The sequence below is a fragment of the Gordonia sp. 'Campus' genome, assembly GCF_022206305.1.
GTDB lineage: Bacteria > Actinomycetota > Actinomycetes > Mycobacteriales > Mycobacteriaceae > Gordonia.
Genome location: NZ_JAKOIW010000008.1, coordinates 64053 through 87569 on the forward strand (window position 1 = coordinate 64053; position 23517 = coordinate 87569).

The 23517-nt window shown below is 67.0% G+C and carries 26 protein-coding genes; 10 read left to right on the forward strand and 16 right to left on the reverse strand.

Going from position 1 to position 23517, the window contains the following annotated elements; all coding sequences use genetic code 11:
- Positions 1-193 precede the first annotated feature (193 nt).
- Genes MAY35_RS10820 through MAY35_RS10830 form a run of 3 tightly spaced genes read right to left on the reverse strand, consistent with a single transcriptional unit; the run spans position 194 to position 3499 of the window.
- Complete coding sequence (locus MAY35_RS10820) at positions 194-1051, reverse strand: ABC transporter permease (protein WP_374237944.1); 858 nt, start codon at positions 1049-1051, stop codon at positions 194-196.
- Positions 1052-1059: 8 nt separating this feature from the next.
- Entirely contained in the window at positions 1060-1884 is an 825-nt protein-coding gene (locus tag MAY35_RS10825; RefSeq protein ID WP_238421312.1) for an ABC transporter permease, read from the reverse strand.
- 1 nt (position 1885) lies between these two features.
- Positions 1886-3499 (reverse strand): ATP-binding cassette domain-containing protein, encoded by a 1614-nt coding sequence (locus tag MAY35_RS10830; protein ID WP_238421313.1) that lies wholly within the window; start codon positions 3497-3499, stop codon positions 1886-1888.
- A 313-nt stretch (positions 3500-3812) separates the two neighbouring features.
- On the opposite strand from MAY35_RS10830, the gene MAY35_RS10835 reads away from it, so the two are divergent.
- On the forward strand, positions 3813-4310 hold the full coding sequence (locus MAY35_RS10835) for a phosphoribosyltransferase (protein ID WP_238421314.1): 498 nt from the start codon (positions 3813-3815) through the stop codon (positions 4308-4310).
- Entirely contained in the window at positions 4307-4705 is a 399-nt protein-coding gene (locus MAY35_RS10840; RefSeq protein WP_238421315.1) for a GNAT family N-acetyltransferase, read from the forward strand. Before MAY35_RS10835 ends, MAY35_RS10840 begins: the two co-directional genes overlap by 4 nt.
- Before the next feature lie 74 nt (positions 4706-4779).
- Here MAY35_RS10840 and MAY35_RS10845 read toward each other — a convergent pair whose 3' ends face one another.
- The 13 genes from MAY35_RS10845 to rpsJ all read right to left on the reverse strand — a co-directional run bounded on the left by MAY35_RS10845 (position 4780) and on the right by rpsJ (position 12658).
- Positions 4780-5883, reverse strand: a complete 1104-nt coding sequence (locus tag MAY35_RS10845; protein ID WP_238421316.1) for a hypothetical protein — start codon at positions 5881-5883, stop codon at positions 4780-4782.
- Positions 5880-7238, reverse strand: coding sequence for an ATP-binding protein (locus MAY35_RS10850; protein ID WP_238421317.1), 1359 nt, complete (start codon positions 7236-7238; stop codon positions 5880-5882). The genes MAY35_RS10845 and MAY35_RS10850 overlap by 4 nt, the downstream gene beginning before the upstream one ends.
- A 124-nt stretch (positions 7239-7362) precedes the next feature.
- A complete protein-coding gene (rpsQ, locus tag MAY35_RS10855; protein ID WP_238421318.1) occupies positions 7363-7650 on the reverse strand; it encodes a 30S ribosomal protein S17 in 288 nt (95 codons plus the stop codon).
- Positions 7647-7880, reverse strand: coding sequence for a 50S ribosomal protein L29 (gene rpmC / locus MAY35_RS10860; protein WP_004020547.1), 234 nt, complete (start codon positions 7878-7880; stop codon positions 7647-7649). The genes rpsQ and rpmC overlap by 4 nt, the downstream gene beginning before the upstream one ends.
- The gene (gene rplP, locus MAY35_RS10865; protein WP_004020548.1) at positions 7880-8296 is read right to left on the reverse strand and encodes a 50S ribosomal protein L16; all 417 of its coding nucleotides are present in this window, start codon (positions 8294-8296) and stop codon (positions 7880-7882) included. Before rplP ends, rpmC begins: the two co-directional genes overlap by 1 nt.
- Positions 8297-8299: 3 nt before the next feature.
- Entirely contained in the window at positions 8300-9106 is an 807-nt protein-coding gene (rpsC, locus tag MAY35_RS10870) for a 30S ribosomal protein S3 (protein ID WP_004020549.1), read from the reverse strand.
- Between the two features lie 2 nt (positions 9107-9108).
- Positions 9109-9519, reverse strand: coding sequence for a 50S ribosomal protein L22 (gene rplV, locus MAY35_RS10875; protein WP_238421319.1), 411 nt, complete (start codon positions 9517-9519; stop codon positions 9109-9111).
- Complete coding sequence (gene rpsS / locus MAY35_RS10880) at positions 9519-9800, reverse strand: 30S ribosomal protein S19 (protein ID WP_004020551.1); 282 nt, start codon at positions 9798-9800, stop codon at positions 9519-9521. Before rpsS ends, rplV begins: the two co-directional genes overlap by 1 nt.
- A 17-nt stretch (positions 9801-9817) precedes the next feature.
- Complete coding sequence (rplB, locus tag MAY35_RS10885) at positions 9818-10654, reverse strand: 50S ribosomal protein L2 (RefSeq protein ID WP_238421320.1); 837 nt, start codon at positions 10652-10654, stop codon at positions 9818-9820.
- Positions 10655-10683: 29 nt separating this feature from the next.
- Positions 10684-10989: a 50S ribosomal protein L23 gene (gene rplW, locus MAY35_RS10890; RefSeq protein WP_188328732.1), complete on the reverse strand. Its 306-nt coding sequence runs from the start codon at positions 10987-10989 to the stop codon at positions 10684-10686.
- Position 10990: 1 nt separating this feature from the next.
- Positions 10991-11680: a 50S ribosomal protein L4 gene (gene rplD / locus MAY35_RS10895; RefSeq protein ID WP_238421321.1), complete on the reverse strand. Its 690-nt coding sequence runs from the start codon at positions 11678-11680 to the stop codon at positions 10991-10993.
- Complete coding sequence (gene rplC / locus MAY35_RS10900) at positions 11677-12333, reverse strand: 50S ribosomal protein L3 (RefSeq protein WP_238421322.1); 657 nt, start codon at positions 12331-12333, stop codon at positions 11677-11679. The genes rplD and rplC overlap by 4 nt, the downstream gene beginning before the upstream one ends.
- Before the next feature lie 19 nt (positions 12334-12352).
- The gene (rpsJ, locus tag MAY35_RS10905; protein ID WP_003938093.1) at positions 12353-12658 is read right to left on the reverse strand and encodes a 30S ribosomal protein S10; all 306 of its coding nucleotides are present in this window, start codon (positions 12656-12658) and stop codon (positions 12353-12355) included.
- A 403-nt stretch (positions 12659-13061) separates the two neighbouring features.
- Here rpsJ and MAY35_RS10910 point away from each other — a divergent pair, with 403 nt between their 5' ends.
- The 8 genes from MAY35_RS10910 (at position 13062) to MAY35_RS10945 (ending at position 23515) form a co-directional block, all read left to right on the forward strand.
- Positions 13062-13538: a hotdog fold domain-containing protein gene (locus MAY35_RS10910; protein WP_238421323.1), complete on the forward strand. Its 477-nt coding sequence runs from the start codon at positions 13062-13064 to the stop codon at positions 13536-13538.
- A 127-nt stretch (positions 13539-13665) separates the two neighbouring features.
- Positions 13666-15465, forward strand: a complete 1800-nt coding sequence (locus MAY35_RS10915) for an N-acetylglutaminylglutamine amidotransferase (RefSeq protein ID WP_238421324.1) — start codon at positions 13666-13668, stop codon at positions 15463-15465.
- Entirely contained in the window at positions 15462-17357 is a 1896-nt protein-coding gene (locus MAY35_RS10920; protein ID WP_238421325.1) for a prolyl oligopeptidase family serine peptidase, read from the forward strand. Before MAY35_RS10915 ends, MAY35_RS10920 begins: the two co-directional genes overlap by 4 nt.
- A gap of 115 nt (positions 17358-17472) precedes the next feature.
- Complete coding sequence (locus MAY35_RS10925; RefSeq protein ID WP_238421326.1) at positions 17473-19077, forward strand: NCS1 family nucleobase:cation symporter-1; 1605 nt, start codon at positions 17473-17475, stop codon at positions 19075-19077.
- Between the two features lie 117 nt (positions 19078-19194).
- Entirely contained in the window at positions 19195-20190 is a 996-nt protein-coding gene (locus MAY35_RS10930) for an alpha/beta hydrolase (protein WP_238421327.1), read from the forward strand.
- Entirely contained in the window at positions 20187-21047 is an 861-nt protein-coding gene (locus MAY35_RS10935; protein WP_238421328.1) for an SDR family NAD(P)-dependent oxidoreductase, read from the forward strand. Before MAY35_RS10930 ends, MAY35_RS10935 begins: the two co-directional genes overlap by 4 nt.
- 40 nt (positions 21048-21087) lie before the next feature.
- Positions 21088-22011: a ferritin-like domain-containing protein gene (locus MAY35_RS10940; protein ID WP_238421329.1), complete on the forward strand. Its 924-nt coding sequence runs from the start codon at positions 21088-21090 to the stop codon at positions 22009-22011.
- A gap of 10 nt (positions 22012-22021) precedes the next feature.
- Entirely contained in the window at positions 22022-23515 is a 1494-nt protein-coding gene (locus MAY35_RS10945) for an NAD(P)/FAD-dependent oxidoreductase (RefSeq protein ID WP_238421330.1), read from the forward strand.
- Positions 23516-23517 lie beyond the last annotated feature (2 nt).

The following is a 23517-nucleotide window of genomic DNA, read 5'->3' on the forward strand; positions in this document are numbered from 1 at the left end:
CCTTCCTTGTTACGCCGTTCGGAGCGCCGACGCGGGGCGCCGGAGCCGGCCACCGCGTCCCGTCGACACCGCTGTCGAAGCGATGACCTGCGTAAACGATGTCGACCGTGCCGTCGATCTCCGCCGGCCTCGGCTACGCCGCGACCATATCGAGTGTCATTCGTTACCACGACTCCCCGGGATCGGGTGGGCGTCATCGATCCCTCGCCGCTTTCCGATATCCACGCATAGCCGGATAAATGGAAATGACCAGAATCACCACGGTCCAAACCGCGACTTTTACCAGATACTCGGTGAGAGGGCCTCCCGCGGCGAGTGCGCGCATTGCTTCGATCGCCGGTGTCATGGGTTGATTCGCGACGATCGGCTGCAACCAGGTCGGATAGGCACTGACCGGAGAGAATCCCGAGTTGAAGAACATCAACAGGCTCGAGGCCAGGCCGAGATAGGGCACGATCGGTGCACCCGGGCGTGCACTCACCGCGAGCGCGAGGGTGAGCGTGGCGAAGGCCGCTCCGTACACGAGGGCCACCAGTACGAGCCCGATCGCGGGGCCCAGTCCCTGGGTGAACCGGAACCCGATGAGGTGCCCCGCGGCGAGCAGGATGAACGTCGTCACCAGGATGCGGGCCAGCTCCGAGATGACCCGCGACGTCAGATCCGCGGCCCGATGGATCGGCAGCACGTACAGACGCGCCAGCAGCCCGGTCGCCCGTTCCCGGTTCAGTCGGGTCGCCGATGCGATCGACCCGAACATCGCCCCGACGAGGATCACCAGCGGCACCGTGCCGTAGGCGCTGTTCTGGCCGGTGGCCGACCCGATGGCGTCGCCCAGAACGACCTTGAACATCAGCATGCTCAACGCCGGGAACACCAGCGCCTGGATCAGGGTCGGGGTGTCACGGACGAACACCACGATCTGCCGTCCGGCGAGTGGGAGACTCTGGCGCCACAACGCGCGGACCGACGCCTCCGGCGGCACGTCTGTCGGTGCGGTGGTGAGGAAGTGTCGCGACGACACCCGGTCGGCGGTCGACGTCGCCGCGTCCATGTCGGTCATCAGCGGGTCCTCCGCGTGCTGATGGCGAGCAGGGCCAGCGCGGTCACGGCCAGTCCGGCACACCACCACATTGACGGAACGAGCTGATGCCACGTCGCCGTCCCGGCGTCGAGTGCACGCATCGAATCGGCGAACTGCGAGATCGGCTGGTTGCGGACGAACGGCTGTATCCACTCCGGGAACTGGGTCAGCGGCACGAACCCGGTGGACATCATCCCGAGGATCAGTGTCGGCAACGCCAGGGCCTGGCTGGTCGCCTCGGGACTGCCCGCGACGAGACCGAGGCCGTCGGCGACCCAGGAGAACAATGACCCGATCAGCAGCGCGAGACCGAAGAGGGCGGCAGTGCCCCAGAAGCCGCCGCCGGGACGCCAGTCGATGAGCAGACAGGCCACGGCCGCACACACGAGCGAGATGAGCAGCAGCACGCCGTTGGTCGCGGTCCGCGCCAGCATGGGGATCACGGGCGACATGGGCATCACCCGGAAGCGGGTGTTGATGCCCTGCACTCCGTCGAAGGCGGCTCGCATGGCCGCCGACGTCGCGGCGAAGTTCACCGACTGCAGCACGATGATCGGCATGAGGAACTGTCCGTAGTTCACCCCGGGGGCGATCTCCACGATGCTGCGCAGCGGAAGGTAGAAGCAGATCGCGAGGAACGCCGGCGAGATGAACGCGAAGATCACCTCGCCACCGCGGAACACCTTCGAGATGCCCCGCCCGGAGAGCGCCCACCACTGCTGGAGGGGTCGGACACGGGGTTCGATCAGCGTGGTGGGTCCCGCTGACGTCACTCCCGATGGCACCACATCAGAAGTCGTCATGTCAGGAGGAACTCCGGTCGCGTCGCGGGTCGGTCAGCGCCAGGAACACCTCATCGAGCGACGGACGTCGCATGGCGACATCAGAGAGCGGGATACCGGCGGCGGCGGTCCGGCGGATCACCTCGACGAGGGTCTCCGGGCCGTCCGGCGCGGGCACCGCGACGAAATGGTCGTCGTCGTCCTGCGTGTGGTCGCCGATGAGGTCGGCGACGGTCGCGCGCAACCGTGCCCGGTCGGCCGGATCGGACGGGGTGACCTCGCAGTACGCCGCACCCGTCGAGGCCTTCAGTTCGTCGGAGGTCCCCTCGGCGATCACCCGACCCTTGTCGATGACGACGATGTTGTCCGACAGGACGTCGGCCTCCTCGAGATACTGGGTCGTCAGCAGGATGGTCACCCCGGAGTCGCGGAGTTTCTCCACCAGCGCCCAGACCTCCAGCCTGCTGCGCGGATCGAGACCGGTCGTCGGCTCGTCGAGGAACACGATCTTGGGCGCGGTGACCAGCCCGCACGCGATGTCGATCCGGCGCCGCATGCCTCCCGAGTACTCACGGACACGTTTCCCGCCGACATCGGTCAGCGAGAACGCGTCGAGCAACTCATCGGCACGCGCGCGTGCAGCCGCCTTGTCCAGCCCCAGGAGCCGACCGAACAGCACGAGGTTCTCGCGACCGGTCAGCGCCTCGTCGAGCGCGGCGAACTGACCCGTCAGCATGATCGACTTGCGAACCGCCGCAGACTCGGCGGCGACGTCGTGTCCGTTCACCGTGGCCGCTCCCCCATCGGGTTTCAGCAGCGTGCACAGCATGTTGACGGTCGTCGTCTTGCCCGCGCCGTTGGGTCCGAGCAGTGCGACGATGCTCCCCGCCGGAACCGTGAAGCTCACGTCCTCGACGGCGACCATGTCCTTGAAGCGCTTGTGCAGATTCCGGGCCTCGATCGCGATCGGTCCGCCGACCGACGGCACGGTGGCCACCGATCCCGGCGTCTGCGCACGCAGGGACACCGTCTGCGATTCGGATCCGTCGATCGGGGTCTGCCAGCCGGGCACGACCCCGGTGCCGGGAGCGGTCTCGGCGATCCGGCCGTTGCGTTCGGCCGTGCGGGGTTCGGACGGCGTAGGGCGAACGAACGGCGCCGCGGGTTGCCCGAACCCTGCGGGGTTCTCGAACTCTGCGGGGTTCCCGGACTCTGCGGGGTTTCCGGACTCGGCCGGCGGCCGCGAGAAGTCGGTGTGCGGACGCGGATGGTCGGTCTGCGGACCGAAGTCGACCGGCGTCGGCGGAGCAAAGGCGATCGGAGACTCCGACGGTGCCGACTCGAAGCCGGCCGGCACCGGTATCTCGGGCTCGGCGGTCTCGGACTCGGCGGTGTCGGGCTCGCGGGTCACCGGGTCCGACGGGTGCGCGCCGGGTTCGGCGTCGGTGTCCGGACTGCCGTTCGTGGCCGGTTCCGCGGGATTCGAACGCTCGGCACGCCAGCGCCGCAACTGCTCCTCGACCGGGTCCGGGAGGACGAACGGGTCTTCGGGCAGAGGGGGAAGAGGAGGGTCCTCGCGCTGGTGACGGGGCGCGTACGAGGCGACGGAGGGTCGCTGACCGTTGGCCTCGGACATGTCTTCCTCTACGCGTCGGGAACAGGACAGTGTGGATGACGAGGTCGTCGGCCGTGGCGTCCATCCGGACGGCATCAGAACGATTCGACGCTAGGCATCCACGACAACAAACTTACGCACGAAACGAGTTAACGGCCGAATTTGACCCGGTCTGTCTTCCACGAATATGTCGACATTCCGGCGGGAATGGTTACCGACGTCGGGGAATGCTCGTCATTGACGTCGAATGACCGACGGCGGCTCGCCCCACGCACACCGGCGCCCGCACGCGGCCACCGCGCGGCGGTCGGGGATGCTCTGGAAGAGTGTTCCCATGACCACTACGTCTCCCGAGCGCGAGATCCTGACCTGGGAACTCAACGGTGTCGCGTGTCGTGAACTCGCCCAACAGGTCGCCGACGACAACTTCGTCCCCGACATCATCCTCGGCATCGCGCGCGGCGGGCTGATCCCCGCGGGGTCGATCGCCTACGCGCTCGACTGCAAGTTGATGATCTCGCTCAACGTCGAGTTCTACACCGGCGTCGGGGAGACACTCTCGGAGCCGGTCATGCTGCCCTCGCTCCTGGAATCGAGCGGTTTGACCGACCAGCGCGTCCTGGTCGTCGACGACGTCGCCGACACCGGCAAGACGCTCAAGCTGGTCAACGACTTCTGCGAGGAGCAGGGCCGGGTCGCCGAGGTGCGAAACGCGGTGCTGTACACCAAACCGCACACCATCACCTCTCCCGACTACACATGGCGCACGACCGACAAGTGGATCGACTTCCCGTGGTCCGCGCAGGGTCCGATCGTGGAGGTCCGACGATGACCGCCGACAAGACCGGCGCCCAGACGACGGTGAGCGACAACCCCGGCGCCCGGCGGTACGACATCATGGTCGACGGCAGTGAGGGTGCGGTCGGCTCCGCCGACAGGGACAGTGCAGTCGGCTTCGCCGAGTACCGCGACCGGGTCACCGGTCCCGAGGACTCACCGGAGACCGCGCGGGTCTTCTTCCACACCGAGGTCGACGAGGCCTTCGGGGGCCGCGGACTGGCGACGATCCTCGTGCGGGAAGCCCTCGACGACGCCCGGTCACGCGGGTTGACGATCGTGGGGGTGTGCCCGCTGGTGGCCGCCTTCCTGAAGAAGCACCCGGAGTACGCGGACGCGACCGCGCCGGTGACGCCCGCGATCCTGGAGTGGCTGCGCTCCTCGTCCTGAGAACCGCGTCCTGAGAACCGCGTCCTGAGATCTCGTATAAAGATCCCCGGCCGGGTGAGTTCCCCGGGGCGCGTCTACCCTTCGCCGGCTGTCGTGGCGACCACGCCACCGGCGACCGCCAACGACCGCGAATCGAACACGAGCCGCTCCGATCGCTCCCCGGCGTCGACGCCGACAGTGGCCAGCGCGTCGCGGCCGGGCGGCTGGATGCGGGCGGTCACCCGTCCGCTCTCGGTCCCGTCGAGCACGTCGGCAACGGCGACGGCGAGCCGCGCGCGGACCGTGGCGGCCTGGCGCTCGTCGAGACCCGCGAGTCCGCCGTCGTCGAGCAACACCACCCGGACGCCTCGCTGCCGGGCCCGCCACGCGGCCTCACGAACCACCGGCAGATCGAGCCCCGAGGCTCGGATGCCGTCACGCAGTTGCGCTTCGAGCAGCCGGGCGACCGCCACTTCGTCGGCGGAGAACACGGCGCGACCTGCGATACGTGTCAGGACCGGACGTGCCCGTTCGTCGAGTGCCGCCAAGCGCCGGTCCCGGACTTCGGTGGCAGCCGCGGCCGCGGCATCGAGTGCCGCCTGCCGTTCGTTCGCCTCGCGGAGCGCATAGATCTGGCGGGCCATCGGGCGCAACATGAGCGAGAACAGCGACCCCATGATCATGATCGCGTAGCCCGGCAGGGTCACCGACAGTCCCCAGAGGATTCCCGCGGTCGAGAAATACCCCCAGACCATCGCGATCGTCGAGATGCATCCACTCGCCAGCCAGGCCGCCAGCGGACGGCCCCGGACGGCCAGAAACGCCAGGAGCACCACCGAAGCTCCCATCGCCGGCCCGGTCTGCATCACCCGATCCGGCGGGAACGGCAGGGAGAACAGGGTCGCGGCCACCCCGGCGACGGCCAGTGACGCCACCCCGATGGTCGCCGGCACCGGCAGCGGATCGCCCGGGGCGTCGAGCACCAGGAGCCCACCGACGACGAACAACACGAACCCCGACGCCAGCCCGAACCACGGCCACCAGCCGGTGACATCGACGTCGGCGTACAACGAGACCACGACGTATCCGCACGCGAAGATCGCCATCATCGACCACAGGGGTCGTGAACCGATGCCGAACGCATTGACGACCTCGCCGCGGTCGACGCCACGCGCGGCGCGCGAACGGTCCCGGATCACGGTCGCTCCCACATGATCTGGACCGTCGTTCCCCGACCTGCACGACTGCGCACCTCAGCGTGACCACCCGGTACACGGGCGAGGCGGCCGAGGATGCTGACCTCGATGCCCAGTCGGCCCGCGGCCACCGTCCCGGGATCGAATCCGACTCCGTTGTCGACGACCGCCATGCTCAGCGCATCCGACGCCAGCCGGATGATGACCGCGCAGTCGGCGCCCGCGCCCGCGTGGCGGACCACGTTGCGCAGGGACTCCGTCATCGCCTCGACGACCGCGTCGAGCACCTCGGCGGGGTAGTCGCCGCCCCCGGTATCGCCGACCGTCGGGTCGTCGGCCGCTACGTGCCGATCCCCTACGTCTCGATCCCCTACGCCTTGATCCCCTACGCCTTGATCCCCTACGCCTTGATCCTCTGCAGCGTCCTGCGCGTCGTCCGACACGATCTCTACATCGGCACGCTCCGACATCTCGGCTGCGGCCGACCGGATACGCCGGATGGCGTCGGTCCGCGACACCACCTCGGCCGGGCCCTGGCCGGGTACTCGGGCCAACTCGTCGAGGGCCGACGTTGCCTGCGCCGCCAGCCGTGGGTCCGGCCTACCCGGTTCGACGGCCAGCAGCGATGCGATGACGCGGTCGTGCACGATCGCGTCGAAGCGCGCCATCTCCACCTCCCGGGCCGACGCCGCCGCCACGCTGGCAGCCGTGCGGTAGGTCTCCTCCCGCGTCTCGTCGAGCTCGCGGCCGGTACGGATCGCCACCAGCACGACGGCCAGGAACACCCCGGTGAACACGAGCGACCACAGGATCTCGATCAGTAGATCGGCGGACACGGCGTCGAACCGCCCCAACTGCTGGGAGATGTGGGCCAGCACGGACGCGGCCACCAGCCCGACGGCTGCGAGCCGGGCGTGCACGAGCATCACCACCATGCTGGGCATGCCGCAGAACGCGACCATCCACTGTGCGGTGTCGTCCGGATTCGCAAGGGCGGCACCGTTCCACGCGACAAACCACAGCGCGACGCCGAGGACGTAACCCGTCCAGGTCGCCAGGGCGAGCGGGGTCAGCCAGCGTGTCCCGGACCGGAAACTGGCGACGAACAGCAGAATTCCCGGTCCGACGGACAGCAGGACGCTGATCGGGGTCCACCACGCGGAGGTGACGGCGGCCGAGGAGAGGATCGACGGCACGGACACCACGGGGTAGCCGACGAAACCCAGTCCGAGAAACCGTGCGCCGATGCGCCGGACACGATCCAGATCCGGTTCGGTCGAGCCGGATTCGAACGCTCGTCGGAACAAGGCGACGGGCGCGCGGGATTCGTCGCTCGCGGCGACAAGGGTCGAGGGCATCGCTGTCACCCTCACATCAACCGAATCGGCGGGTCAATCCCCCGTTGAGACCACAGTCGAGACGCGCAACGGCCCGTTCCCCAGGGGGAACGGGCCGTTGCGGTGGATCTGGTTGGGAGAGGGCCTACTTGGCCTTCTCCAGCACCTCGACGAGGCGCCAGTGCTTGGTCGCCGACAGCGGGCGGGTCTCCATGATCCGCACACGGTCGCCGACGCCGGCATCGCCGTTCTCGTCGTGGGCCTTGACCTTGCTCGTGGTCCGGATGATCTTGCCGTAGAGCTTGTGGCTCTTGCGATCTTCCAGCTCGACCACGATGGTCTTCTGCATCTTGTCGCTGACGACGTAGCCGATCCGCTCCTTGCGGCTCGCACGCACCTCAGTCGTTTCCGTCACCTTCTGGTCCTCACTCATGCGTCATCACCGTCCGGTCCCGACGCCAAGCCCAGCTCACGCTCGCGCATCACGGTGTATATACGTGCGATCTCACGACGCACGGTCCGCAGGCGACGGTTGTTGTCGAGCTGGCCGGTGGCCATCTGGAACCGAAGGTTGAACAGTTCTTCCTTCGACTCTTTCAGGCGATCGACCAGATCGGCGTCGTTGAGCTCGCGGAGCTCGTTCGCAGCAACTCCGAGTGCCATCAGAACTGCTCCTCTCTGGTCACGATCCTGGTCTTGATGGGGAGCTTGTGCTGCGCGCGACGCAGGGCCTCGCGAGCGATCTCCTCATTCGGGTAGGTCATCTCGAACAGCACGCGACCCGGCTTCACCGGGGCGACCCACCACTCGGGCGAACCCTTACCCGAACCCATGCGGGTCTCGGCAGGCTTCTTGGTCAGCGGGCGGTCCGGGAAGATGTTGATCCAGACCTTGCCGCCACGCTTGATGTGCCGGTTGATGGCGATACGAGCGGACTCGATCTGCCGGTTGGTGATGTACGCGCCTTCCAGAGCCTGGATGCCGTAATCGCCGAACGTCACCTTGGTGCCGCCCTTGGCCTGCCCCTTGAGGCTGGGGTGGTGCTGCTTGCGGTGCTTGACCCGACGTGGGATCAACATGGCCTAGCCCTCCTGCTTCTCAGCCGCACCAGCGGTGGCCTCGGCGGGAGCGGCCTCGGCCGCGCGAGCGGCGTCGGTGCTCGTCGCAGTGGTGCCCGAGGCACCGCTACGCCGGGGCCGGCTGGGCCGGCGCGGACGGCGATCCTCGGCTGCCGGAGCGGCCGCGGCCAGCTCACGACGTCCACCGACGATGTCGCCCTTGTAGATCCACACCTTCACGCCGATGCGGCCGAAGGTGGTCTTGGCTTCGTAGAGTCCGTAGTCGATGTCGGCGCGCAGCGTGTGCAGCGGCACGCGACCCTCACGGTAGAACTCACTGCGGCTCATCTCTGCGCCGCCCAGACGACCCGAGCACTGGACCCGGATGCCCTTCACGTTCGGCTGACGCATCGCCGACTGGATCGCCTTGCGCATCGCGCGACGGAACGCCACGCGGTTGCTCAGCTGCTCGGCGACGCCCTGGGCCACCAGCTGTGCCTCGGACTCGGCGTTCTTGACCTCGAGGATGTTCAGCTGGACCTGCTTGCCGGTCAGCTTCTCCAGGTCGCCGCGGATGCGATCGGCCTCGGCGCCGCGGCGACCGATGACGATGCCCGGACGCGCGGTGTGGATGTCGACGCGAACCCGGTCTCGGGTGCGCTCGATCTCCACCTTCGCGATGCCGGCCCGCTCGAGCCCCGTGGAGAGGAGCTTGCGGATGGCGACATCCTCTTTGACGTAGTCCGCGTACTGCTTGTCGGCGTACCACCGCGACTTCCAGTCGGTGGTGATGCCCAGACGGAAGCCGTGCGGGTTGATTTTCTGGCCCACTACTAGGCTCCCTTCTTCTTCGGCTGACGCGAACGGCCACGGCCGCCGGCTGCCTTCTCCGGCAAGCTCTCCACGACCACGGTGATGTGGCTGGTGCGCTTGCGGATACGGAACGCACGACCCTGCGCGCGCGGCTGGAAGCGCTTGAGGGTGGGACCCTCGTCGGCGAACGCGGTGGCGACGACCAGGCTCCGGCGATCCAGATCCAGGTTGTTCTCCGCGTTGGCGACGGCGCTTGCGAGCACCTTGTACACGGGCTCGGATGCCGCCTGCGGTGCGAACCGCAGGATGTCGAGGGCCTCGTCCACGTTCTTGCCGCGAACCAGGTCCAGGACTCGACGAGCCTTCATCGGGGTGACGCGCACGAACTTGGCGGTCGCCTTTGCTGTCGGATTATCGGTCTGCGTAGTCATTACCGGCGCTTCGCTTTCCGGTCATCCTTGATGTGACCCTTGAAGGTGCGGGTGGGGGCGAACTCGCCCAGCTTGTGCCCGACCATCGAATCCGAGATGAACACCGGCACGTGCTTGCGTCCGTCGTGGACGGCAAAGGTGTGACCGATGAAGTCGGGAATGATGGTCGAACGACGGGACCAGGTCTTGATGACCTGCTTGGTTCCCTTTTCGTTCTGCACGTCCACCTTCTTCAGGAGGTGGTCGTCGACGAACGGGCCCTTCTTGAGGCTGCGTGGCATTCTCTTACCTCCTCCTGTTATCGCTTGTTCTTGCCGGTACGGCGGCGGCGGACGATCAGCTTGTCGCTGGCCTTGTTCTTGCGGGTGCGGCCCTCGGGCTTACCCCACGGGCTGACCGGGTGGCGACCACCGGAGGTCTTGCCCTCACCACCACCGTGCGGGTGGTCGACGGGGTTCATCACGACACCACGGACGGTGGGGCGCTTGCCCTTCCAGCGCATACGGCCGGCCTTGCCCCAGTTGATGTTGCTCTGCTCGGCGTTGCCCACCTCGCCGACGGTGGCGCGGCAGCGCACGTCGACGCGACGGATCTCGCCGGAGGGCATACGCAGCGTGGCGTAGGTGCCTTCCTTGCCGAGCAACTGGATCGAAGCACCCGCACTGCGGGCCATCTTCGCGCCACCGCCCGGACGCAGCTCCACGGCGTGGATCTGGGTACCGGTCGGGATGTTGCGCAGCGGCAGGTTGTTGCCGGGCTTGATGTCGGCGGTCGAACCGCTCTCGACGACGTCGCCCTGCTTCAGGCCCTTCGGCGCGATGATGTAGCGCTTCTCGCCGTCGACGTAGTGCAGCAACGCGATCCGCGCGGTGCGGTTCGGGTCGTACTCGATGTGAGCGACCTTGGCGTTGATGCCGTCCTTGTCGTTGCGACGGAAGTCGATCAGACGGTAGGCGCGCTTGTGGCCGCCACCCTTGTGACGAGTGGTGATACGGCCGTGAGCGTTACGACCACCACGCCCGTGCAGCGGACGCACCAGCGACTTCTCGGGATGGTCACGGGTGACCTCCGCGAAATCGGAGCCGCTGGCCCCACGACGACCCGGGGTCGTCGGCTTGTACTTACGAATAGCCATGAGTCTCTAGTCCTTCTCGAAGGCCCCGGTCAGCTGACCGAGCCTCCGAAGATCTCGATGGGCTTGCTGTCTGCGGTCAGCGACACGATGGCGCGCTTGGTGGACTTGCGCTGGCCGTAGCCGGAGCGGGTCCGCTTGCGCTTGCCCTGTCGGTTCGCGGTGTTGACGCTGGCAACACTGACACCGAAGATCTTCTCGATCGCGATCTTGATCTCGGTCTTGTTGGACTCCGGGTGCACCAGGAAGGTGTACACGTTGTCTTCCATGAGCCCGTAGGACTTCTCCGAGATCACTGGCGCCAGGATGATGTCGCGCGGATCGGCAACGGTCGTCATGTCAGGCCTCCTCTGCTGTCTTCTCGACGGCAGCCTTGGCATCCGCCGTGTTCTGCTCGATGAAGGCATTGAGCGTCTCGACGCTGAACACCACCTCGTCCGAATCCAGGACGTCGTAGGTGTTGAGCTGATCGGGAGCGATCGGCAGCACGTTCTGCAGGTTGGCCACGCTCAGCCACGCCGTCAGATCCTCGCGGCCGAGGACGACCAGGAACTTGCGGCGATCGGAGAGGCTCTCCAGGAACTGACGTGCCGACTTGGTCGAGGGCTTCTGCCCCGAGACCAGTTCGGTGATCACGTGGATGCGCTCGTTGCGAGCGCGATCGCTCAGCGCACCGCGCAGGGCGGCCGCCTTCATCTTCTTGGGGGTGCGCTGGCTGTAGTCACGCGGCTGCGGGCCGTGGACGGTGCCACCGCCGGCGAACTGCGGCGCACGGGTCGAACCCTGACGCGCACGGCCGGTGCCCTTCTGGCGGTACGGCTTGGCGCCACCGCCGCGGACCTCGCCGCGGGTCTTGGTGGAGTGCGTGCCCTGGCGAGCCGCGGCCTGCTGGGCCACGACGACCTGGTGCATCAGCGCAATGTTGGCCGGTGCGTCGAAGAGCGTCGCGGGCAGGTCAACGGTTCCGTTGGTCTTGCCGTCGGCGGTCTTGACGTCCAGCGTCAGCTTCGTAGCGGTTTCGGTGCTCACTTGGCACCACCCTTCACTGCGTCGCGAACCATGACGATGCCGCCCTTGCGACCCGGGATCGCTCCCTTGATCAGCAGAAGGCCGGCCTCGGCGTCCACCTTGTGGACGGTGAGGTTCTGCGTGGTCACCTTGTCGTTACCCATGCGGCCTGCCATGCGCATGCCCTTGAACACGCGACCCGGGGTGGCGCAGCCACCGATCGAGCCCGGTGCGCGGTGCACGCGGTGGGCGCCGTGGCTGGCACCCAGACCGGCGAAGCCGTGGCGCTTCATGACGCCGGCGAAGCCCTTGCCCTTGGAGGTGCCCGTGACGTCGACCAGCGCGCCGTCGGCGAAGATCTCGGCGGTCAGTTCCTGACCGACCTCGAACTCGGCGACGTCGTTGACGCGGATCTCGGCCAGGTGGCGGCGCGGGGTGACCCCGGCCTTGCTGAACTGACCGGCGACCGGCTTGGTCACCTTGCGGGGATCCACGGCACCGTAGGCGATCTGAACGGCGGTGTAGCCGTCCCGATCCGCGGTACGGAGCTGGGTGATCACGTTCGGGCCGGCCTGGATGACAGTCACCGGGACGACACGGTTGTTCTCGTCGAATACCTGGGTCATGCCGAGCTTGGTGCCCAGGATGCCCTTGGTCGAACTCTGATTGCTCATGATGTATCTCGCCCCCGTCCTACTGGATGTTGACGTCGACGCTGGCCGGCAGGTCGATGCGCATCAGCGCGTCAACCGTCTTCGGTGTCGGGTCGAGGATGTCGATGAGTCGCTTGTGGGTACGCATCTCGAAGTGTTCGCGGCTGTCCTTGTACTTGTGCGGCGAACGGATGACGCAGTACACGTTCTTCTCGGTGGGCAACGGCACCGGGCCGACGACCCGTGCCCCGGTACGGGTCACGGTCTCCACGATCTTGCGCGCCGAAGCGTCGATCGCCTCATGGTCGTAGGCCTTGAGCCTGATGCGGATCTTCTGTCCCGCCACGCTGTGTCCTCTTCCGTCAGTTGTTCTCGACAGACAAACACCGCGTGACCTGGACCGACCTCTGCCGGCTGAGCACATGACCACCGTATGAATTCGGCAATCGACGCTGTTCATCTGTCGTTGTACGTTGGCTCGTAGCTGATACGAGCCGGTTCGCTCCGGCACCCGCGGTCGGGCGTGTCGTGACCGTGAGCCGATATCGGCGCACGCGTTACACGCCCATTCCCCGTTAACCGGGCCTGGGAGTCATTCACCTGATCGCGACCGCTGGTCTGGCACATGGCACAACCTGCGTCCGCCGGTCAAGGCAACCCGAACAGTATGCATCAGGTCGGGAGCTCGATCAAATCCACCGCGGACGCCGACGGGGACCGCAGAACTGACTGATGAGTAAGATACCGCCATGGCATCGACGAATCCCACTTTCGCACTGCGCAAGAAGCTCCCCGACAACCCGCTCGGCAACGTCCTCTTCTCCCTCGGCATGGTCGCGAAGGTCCCCTATTTCGGCACCGTCCTGCCGCTGGTGCAGGAGATGGAGCCGGGGTACTGCAAGGTCACCGCACCCAACTGGTTCGGCGTGCACAACCACATCGGGACCTTCCACGCGATCGCCGCCTGCAACCTGGCCGAGGCGGCCATGGGGATGCTGATGGAGGCGAGCACCCCCACCTCGCACCGGTGGATCCCCAAGGCAATGCATACGAGCTACCTCACCAAGGCGACGACGCGATTGACCGCCGAGGCCCGTCTGGCCGAGCCGGTGGACTTCGGCGCCATCACCGCCGGTACCGACGTCACCGTGTCGGTGCGCATCACCGACACCAGGGGCGTCGAGGTCGTCCACTGCGACATCACGACGTGGGTGACCCCGAAGTAGATGCTCCCGCCGAGAGGCGTCGGCGTGCGCCGACCTCGGCGTGCTGCCCGCTGTCGGTACTCCTAGGGTGGGGTGATGTCTGCGCCCGGGTCGTTCCCGGAGGCAACGAGCAGGAGGACTGAGACCCATGTGCGGAATCTGCGGTGAGATCCGGTTCGACGGGACGGCACCCGATGTCTCGGCCGTCGACGCGATGACCTGTGAGATGACCCGACGCGGGCCGGACGGTTCGGGCGTCTTCGCCAAAGGGTCTGTCGCACTGGGCCACCGCCGCCTGAAGATCATCGACCTGTCCGAGCGCGGGAGCCAGCCGATGGTCGACCCGGCGCTCGGTCTGGCGCTGGTGTTCAACGGGTGCATCTACAACCACCACGAGTTGCGCGCCGAGCTGGAGGGCAAGGGTTACACCTTCTTCTCCCATGCCGACAGCGAGGTCATCCTGAAGGCGTTCCACGCCTGGGGCCCCGACTGCGTCGACCACTTCCTCGGCATGTTCGCGTTCGCGATCGTCGACACCGATTCCGGTGTGGTGACCCTCGGGCGCGATCGACTCGGCATCAAACCGCTGTACCTCGCCGACACCCCGGGGCGGCTGAGATTCGCCTCGTCGGTGCAGGCGCTGCTGCGCGCCGGCGAGGTCGACACCTCCATCGATCGCGTTGCGCTGCATCACTACTTCAGCTTCCACGCCGTCGTCCCGGCGCCGCACACGATCTACAACGGCATCCGCAAGGTCCCGCCGGCGACCGTCGTCACGATCCAACCCGATGGCCGGCGCACCGAACGCAGGTATTGGGAGCCCGCCTTCGAACCGCACCCCGACCGCCGGGACTGGGACGAGAAGCGCTGGCAAGAAGCTCTTCTCGATTCGCTGCGCACGTCGGTGCGTCGGCGCATGGTCGCCGACGTCCCGGTCGGCGTGCTCCTCTCCGGCGGCGTCGACTCCTCACTCGTGGTCGCACTGCTCGCCGAGCAGGGCCAGACCGACCTCGCGACCTTCAGCATCGGATTCGACTCGGCGGCAGGAGAATCCGGTGACGAGTACGCCTACTCCGATCTGATCGCGGACACCTTCGGCACCGATCACCACAAGATCCACATCGGCACCGACCGCCTGCTGCCCGCCATCCCCGACACCGTCGCGGCGATGGGCGAACCCATGGTCAGCCACGACTGCGTGGCCTTCTATCTCCTGTCGCAAGAGGTGAGCAAGTCCATCAAGGTGGTCCAGTCGGGCCAGGGCGCCGACGAGATCCTGGGCGGTTACAGCTGGTACCCGCCGCTGCGTGACGTACGACGGGAGAACACCACCCGTGCCTACGCGAACGTCTTCTTCGACCGCGACGACGCCGACATCCGCGCCATCCTGGCCGACGACTACCTCACCGAGGCGGGATACGACCCCAGCTTCGAATTCGTCTCGGCCCACCACTCCGCGCCCGGCGCCCATACATCCGTCGACGCCGCGTTGCGCCTCGACACCACGGTCATGCTCGTCGACGACCCGGTCAAGCGCGTCGACACGATGACGATGGCCTGGGGCCTGGAGGCCCGCGTGCCCTTCCTCGACCACGAGTTCGTCGAACTCGCCGCCACCTGCCCTCCCGACCTCAAGCTCGCCCACGGCGGCAAGGGGGTGCTGAAGGAGGCCAGCCGCGCGCTCCTGCCCTCGGCCGTGATCGACCGCACGAAGGGGTATTTCCCGGTGCCGGGTATCCGCCACCTGACCGGCGGCGTCCTCGACCTCGTCGCGGACACCCTGCGTTCGCAGGCCGCGCTCGACCGCGGCCTGTACCGCCCCGAGACGCTCGAGAAGCTCTTCGCCGACCCCAACGGCGTGCGCACCCGACTCGACGGCAACGAACTGTGGCAGGTCGCACTGCTGGAGATGTGGCTGCAGACGATGGAAGGCAACGCCCACCGGTGAGCACCCTCCGCTTCGACGACCGTGGGTGGAAGACCTACGGCGCGTCCCTCTCTCCCGACGGCAGCGCGTTCGCCTACATCGTCGACGACGGCACCGGTTACCCGCGTGCCGCCCAGCGTTCGCTGTCGCGCGACGGCGTCGGCGACCTGAGGTGGGTGGAGTTGCTGTCCACCGGTCCGGTGCGCAAGGTGGTCCACTCCTCCGACGGCCGGTGGCTGGCGGTGGAGATCGCGCCGAGCGGCGGTGAACACCACCAGGTCTGGGTGGTGACCACCGAGCCCGACGACGACACCGCTCACCGGATCGCGGCCACGCGCCCGGACGGCCGGTCGTTCGGCACCGTCGGACTCGTCGGCTGGGACACCGACTGGGTCCTGATCACGGCGATCGACCACGACGGCACCTCATACGCCCTGCGGGTCCACCCCGGCACGGGGACGACCCAGACCCTCGACCAGCGTGTCGGCGGTGTCCTGATCGACTCCTGGAAGGGCGCGACACTCGTCCGCGTCGGACCCCGCGGTTACCACGACATGCTCCTTCTCCGACGCCATCCCGAAGCGGCCGACGACGACATCACGATGACTCCGCTCCTGCCGCAGGACCCCGGTGCGGTCACCGATCAGGGATACGTGCTCGACCAGGGATTCGATCACTCCTCGACGGTGTTCGTGCCCGCCCCGCACGAACCCGTCCGGGATCTCGACAGCGTCCAGGCGCTGGTACGCAGTGACTTCGACGCCAAGTTCCCGCGCCTCCTCGGCGTCGAGGTGAGCAGGTTCGGCGTCCGGTTCCGGGTGATGGCCCAGCGGGTCGACATCGGACTCGACGAGTTCGCCGTCAGCCATGATCAGTCGACCGTCGCGCTGCTGTGGAACGTCAAGGGCCGCAGCGAGTTGCAGATCATGACACTGCCCGACCAGACGCTGCACCCACCGATCGAACTCCCGGGTGAGGTCGCCTCCGACCTGTCGATCAGTGCCGCGGGTTCGGTGGTCGCGGTCACGGTCTCGAGTCCGCAGCACTCCCCCCTCGTGCATCTCGTCGACGTCGCGAACCGCGCGGTGTACCCGGTGCGGGACGACGTGGTGACCGGCGAGGGGCCGTCGGATCAGCTACGTCCGGAGCTGCTGGAGTTCTCGGCACGCGACGGAATGCCCCTGTCCGGCTTCCTGTTCCGCGCCTCGAAGAAGCCCGGACCCACACTGCTGCACTTCCACGGCGGCCCGGAGGGGCAGACGCGACCGGACTACCAGTTCCTGTTCGGCCCGCTCGTCGACGCCGGAATCACGGTGTTCGCTCCCAACGTTCGCGGATCCTCGGGCTATGGACGCCTGTTCGCCCACGCCGACGATCGGTACGGGCGGTACGCCGGCATCGACGACGCCGCCGACTGCGCCGAGTTCCTCTGCCGACAGGGCATCGCCGACCCCGACGCGGTGTACTGCTCGGGCCGTTCCTACGGCGGCTATCTCACATTGGCCTGCCTGACCTTTCATCCCGAGGTGTTCGCGGCGGGCATCGCGATCTGCGGCATGAGTGATCTCGAGTCGTTCTTCCGCAACACCGAACCGTGGATCGCGGTGGCCGCCTACACGAAGTACGGCCACCCGGAGTCCGACCGAGAGCTGCTCGCCGACCTCTCCCCCATCCACCGCATCGACGACGTCCGGGCACCGTTGCTCGTCGTCCACGGGGCACACGACACCAATGTGCCGGTGAGCGAGTCCCAGCAGATGGTCGCCGAACTACAGGCCCGTGGGGCGGTCGCCGAGATGCTGTTGTTCGACGACGAGGGGCACGAGATCGTCAAGCGCGCCAACCAGCATCGGCTCACCGGGGCCGTCGCCGACTGGCTCACGCGTTTCCCGTCCCGGAACGTGCGGCCCTGAGGCAGGGATATTTCCGCGCGTTCATCGTGGGGTAACAAACCGTTCTTACATTTCTCCCATCAACGCCGTTCGCCGACAGACGAGCGCTGTCGCCGAGACCGACAACGGGAGCACAATGTCCACAACAACATCCGGGAATCCCTACCCCGACCCGACGGGTCCTGCGGCACAGTCGCATTCCGGGGCGGCGGGCGAGAGCGTCATCAAGGCGACCTACGACGACCGACTCACCAATACCGACCTCGCGCCGCTGAAGGAACAGAAGTGGACGTGGTACAACATCTTCGCCTTCTGGATGTCCGATGTGCACAGCGTCGGCGGGTACGTGTTCGCGGGCAGCCTGTTCGCGCTCGGGATCGCGGCCTGGCAGGTGCTCGTCGCGCTCGTGGTGGGCATCGTCGCGGTCAACATCCTGTGCAACCTCGTCGCCAAACCGTCCCAGCTCGCGGGCGTCCCCTATCCGGTGACCACGCGGGTCTCGTTCGGCGTCAAGGGCGCCAACATCCCGGCGATCATCCGCGGTGTCATCGCGGTGGTCTGGTACGGAATCCAGACCTACCTGGCGTCGGTCGCCTTCGGCCTTCTCGCGCTGAAGTTCTGGCCCGGACTGGAACCGTGGGGCGACGTCGAGCAACACGGTTTCCTCGGGTTGTCCGCACTCGGCTGGGCGGGCTTCATCCTGATGTGGGTCCTCCAGGCGCTCGTGTTCTGGAACGGGATGGAGACGATTCGGAAGTTCATCGACTTCTGCGGTCCCGCAGTGTATGTCGTGATGATCGCGCTGGCGGCCTACCTCGTCGTCGAGGCCGGGTGGGACAACGTGAGCCTCGACCTGTCCGTGGGCGACGGGCTCTCCGGATGGTCGTCGATCACGATGATGATCAGCGCATTCGCGCTCGTGGTCTCCTACTTTTCCGGGCCGATGCTCAACTTCGGCGACTTCTCGCGCTACGGCCGCTCCTTCGGTGAGGTCAAGAAGGGCAATTTCTGGGGACTCCCGGTCAACTTCCTCTTCTTCTCCCTTCTGGTGGTGTGCACGGTCTCCGCGGCGGTCACGGTCATCGGCACCGACGAGGACGGCAACATCATCACCGATCCGGTGCACATCGTCGACCGCATCGACAACACCACCGCGGCCGTGTTGGGCGTGTTGACGTTCGCGATCGCCACGATCGGCATCAACATCGTCGCGAACTTCGTCTCGCCCGCCTTCGACTTCTCGAATGTGGCGCCCACCAAGATCAGTTGGCGCACCGGGGGCATGATCGCAGCGGTGGGCTCGGTGCTCATCACGCCGTGGAATCTGTTCAACAACCCGACGGCGATCCACTACACGATGGACACCCTCGGCGCGGTGATAGGCCCGCTGTTCGGCATCCTGATCGCCGACTTCTACCTCGTCAAGAAGCAGAAGATCGTCGTCGACGACCTGTTCACGATGAGGCCGGCGGGCACCTACTGGTACCGCAACGGGTGGAACCCGATTGCCGTGGGCGCCACCGTGATCGCGTCGGCCCTGCCGATCTGCGTCGTCATCTTCGGCACCGTCTATCAGGCAAGCTTCACCTGGTTCATGGGGGCAGGAGCCGGGATGATCCTGTACTGGCTCGGCATGCGCTTCGTGCCCGCCCACCTCATCTACGGAACCTCGACCGGCGCGCGGACGACCGGGGACATCGAGATCACCGCGAACTCCGAGGCACCACTGCCCGCTCCCTAGCGGCGACGTGACCATCGACAGGGCCGCGCGACGAGATCGCGCGGCCCTGTCGCTGTTCCAACACTCCGCGCGAACCATGCCATTGACAAATGGCACAGTTGCTGATGGTGTGAGGTGATGCACACAGACCCACTCCGGTCGCCAACACCGCTGCCGACCCGCGCGACCGCCCGTTCGACGGTCACCGCCCACCTCACCCGCTGGGGTTTCGGTGCCTTCACGGGACTGATTCCGCTGAATCCCACCGGAATCCGGCTCTCACGCGGCCTCATCGCCACGGTGATGCGACTGCTCGGTCCCGCACCCGCCGGCACCACGGTGCGGGCCGTGCAGGAGGACGACGTGCGCGGCGAATGGGTGCTCGGACCCGGGGTCGAACCCTCCGACGCGGCGATCTACTACATCCACGGCAGCGCGTACGCGATCTGTTCGGCGCGCACCCACCGCGGGCTGGCCGCCCGGTTGTCCGCGGCGAGCGGCCTGCCCGTCTTCGTCGTGGACTACCGGCTGGCCCCCGAGAACCGCTTCCCGTGCGCGGCCGACGACGTCGCCGCCGGGTTCGAGTGGCTTGTGCGTCAGGGCTATCCGGCGTCGCGCATCGTGCTGGGCGGGGATTCGGCCGGCGGACACCTCGCCTGTGACCTCGTCCTGCAACGGGCGCGGGCCGGCAGCGCCCAGCCCTCGTCGATCGTCCTGTTCTCACCGCTGATCGACCTCACCTTCGGGCTGGCCCGTCAGCAGGAACGCATGCGGCGCGACCCGGCGATCACCGCCGCCGCGGCGGCGCGACTCGTCGCCCTCTACACGCGTGACGTCCCGGCGGACCATCCCCGCCTCGAGCTCGAGTTCACTCCCGCCGGGCAGTTGCCACCGTTCCTCATCCAGACCGGCGGGGCAGAGATGCTCAGCGCGGACGCCCGTCACCTCCATGAGCGACTCCGGACGCACGGCGGCGACAGCCGGCTGGAGGTGTGGCCGGGCATGATGCACGTCTTCCAGGCCCTTCCCCGATTGGGCCCCGAAGCCGACGCCGCGCTGCACCGGGTTGCCGACTTCCTCGCCGGCGTCCTCGCCGACGTCGACCGCCAGCACACCGTGTCGGAGGTGTCATGATCCCGGTCGTGGACAGCCTGCGACGGCGCTTCCTGCGTGACCCCGTGTCGATGGGCTCACGCGCGATCGTCACCGGTGCGGGCAGCGGAATCGGTCGAGCCTTCGCCCTGGAACTCGCACGACGCGGCGGCGAGGTCATCTGCGCCGACATCGATCCCGAGCGAGCCGTGGCGACGGTGTCACTGATCGAAGCCCGGACCGGCCGCCCCGCACATCCCTTCACCTGCGACGTGGCCGACCGCACGGCAGTCGAGTCCCTCGCCGCGTTCGCCGTCGAGACCTTCGGTGGTCCACCTGATCTCGTCATCAACAATGCCGGGGTCGGGATCGGCGGCCGCCCGGTCGGCGACATCGGGTTCGACGACTGGTCGTGGGCCCTGGGGATCAACCTCTGGGGCGTGGTCCATGGTTGCGAACTCTTCGCGCCGATGCTCCGGGAAGCCGGCCGGGGAGGCATCATCAACGTCGCCTCGGCGGCCGGGTTCGCCGCGGCCCCGGTCATGGCGCCGTACAACGTGTCGAAGGCGGCCGTCGTCTCGCTGAGCGAGACACTCGCCGCCGAGATGGCGCACTCGGGGGTCGGCGTGACGGTCCTGTGCCCGACATTCGTGAAGACCAACGTCGCCCAGGACGGTCGGATCACCTCCGAGGCACGCACTCTCGCCGCGAAACTGATGCGCTGGACGGGTATCTCACCAGACGGTGTCGCCTCGGCGACGCTCGACGCGCACGATCTCGGGCGCCTCTACGTCGTGCCCCAGGTCGACGCCCGGGTGATCTGGCACCTCAAGCGACACTTCCCGGCCTCCTACGTCCGGGGCCTGGGACTGCTCAACCGGCTCCTCCCATCGTCCTGACCCCGGCGACATCCACCCGACCTGACCCGAAAGGACCGTCATGGCCATCGACCTCGACAACATGCTCCAGAAGATCAAGGACCGCCAGTGGGCTCTGGCCGACATCGATTGGGACGCCCCCGGAGCCGAGCTGATCGACGCCGAACTGCACGCCAAGCTCAAACCATTTCTCAGCGACCTGATGTGGATCGAGAACGTGGGGGCACGAGGCTTTGCCGCCATGGCGAAGAAAGCGCCGACACAGACCCTGAAGAGCATCTACGAGCACTTCCACGCCGAAGAGCAGAAGCACGCGAACGCCGAACTGGCGCTCATGCGACGCTGGGGGATGTTGGTCGACGACGAGATCCCCTCGCCGAACATCAACGTGCAGTTGGTGATCAACTGGCTGGACAAGCACTCCGACGACATGTCCCTGTCGTTCCTGGGCACGGTGATCCCGATGCTGGAGGTCGCACTCGACGGAGCCCTCATCAAGTTCATCACCGACGAGGTCGAGGACCCGGTGGCCCAGGAGGTCTTCAAGCGGATCAACGCCGACGAATCCCGCCATCTGGCAGTCGATTTCGAGGTCATGGAACTCCTCGGCCATGCGGGGCTGCGCAAGCGGACGATCGAATTCGTCGGCGGCTGGGTGAAACCCACCTTCCTCATCGGTGCGCTCAGCTACGTCCCCTTGCTCAACAAGATGCGCGACAACATCGTCGCCATGGGCGTCGACGAGGAACGTCTCTACAGTGCGATGAAACGGTATCGCGCCGTCGGCGACCGCAGCGAGTACGTCCGCAGGCTGCCGATGTTCCGCGTCGTCTCATATCACGGTGCCGCGGTGGTCAACCGAGGCAACGTGCCCTACCACCTGTTCGCCGACTCGATGGTGAAACTCACCGGGCGCATCCCGTTCGGGCTCGTCCACCGGACACCGACGTGGTCACAAGAATTGACCTACGAACCGACGGCCTGAGGACGTGACGATGCACATCTCGGTGGCGATCATCGGTGCCGGTTTTGCCGGCATCGGCACGGCGATCCGGCTCAAGGAGCGCGGGATCGAGGACTTCACGATCTTCGAGCGGGACGCGCGGGTCGGTGGGACGTGGCGGGACAACACCTATCCGGGCGCGGCCTGCGACATCCCGTCACGTCTGTACTCCTACAGCTTCGCACCCAACCCGGACTGGTCGCACACGTACTCGCGCAGCGAGGAGATCCTCTCCTACATCGACACGATGGTGGAGGACCACGGGATCGAGCCGCACATCAGGTTCGGTCACACGGTCTCCGATCTGCGGTACGACGCGTCGGACGGACTGTGGACGATCACGTTCGCCGAAGCCCATCGGACGGTCCGGGCCAGATCCGTCGTCCTCGCCTCCGGTCCGCTCGCGAACGCCTCGTTCCCCGACATCCCCGGGCTCGACGACTATCGGGGACACAAGATCCACAGTGCGCGATGGGATCACGACTACGACTTCACCGGCAAGAAGGTGGCCGTGGTGGGCACCGGAGCGAGTGCGGTCCAGATCGTGCCGGAACTGGTGGACCGAGCCGCGTCGGTCAAGGTCTTCCAGCGCACTGCCGGCTGGGTCCTGCCGAGGATGAACGCCCGAACGGGCGAGACCACCAAGCAGATTTACCGGTCGGTGCCGGGGGCTCAACGACTCGCCCGGTCCCTGTGGTTCTGGGGCCATGAGACGGTGGCACTCGGCGTCGTGTGGAACACGCCGTTCACGCGGATCGTCGAGGCGATCAGCAGACTTCACCTGCGGACCCAGGTGGCCGATCCCTGGCTGCGCCGCCAGCTCACGCCGGACTTCGCCGCCGGCTGCAAACGCCTGCTCATGACGAGTGACTACTACCCCGCTCTGCAACGTCCGAACTGCAAGCTGGTCACGTGGCCGATCGCCCGCATCGCCGAACGCGGCATCCGGACCGTCGAAGGTGTTGAGCACCAGTTCGATTGCATCGTGTTCGCGACCGGGTTCGACGTGTCGACCACCGGCACGCCCATCCCCGTCACCGGTGTCGACGGTCGCGAACTGGCCGCGGAGTGGAGCCGCGGGGCATACGCCTACCGCAGCATCGCCGTGTCCGGTTACCCCAACCTGTTCTTCACCTTCGGACCGAACTCCGGCCCGGGTCACAGTTCGGCGCTGGTCTACATGGAGGCGCAGATCGACTACATCACCGATGCCGTCGCACAGTTGCTCGGCAACGGGTGGAAAGCGATCGACGTCCGTGCCGACGCGCAGGACCGTTACAACCGCGACCTCCAGCGCCGGCTGACCTCGACCACATGGAACTCGGGGTGTCAGAGCTGGTATCTCACGGAGGACGGATTCAACGCGACGATGTTCCCCGGCTTCGCGAGCCAGTACGTCGGCCAGCTGCGGCGCGTCGACCTGCGCGACTGGCGGATCTTCGTGCACGAGTCCGCTCGGACTCCGGCGGCTGCGGCGATACAGTGAGG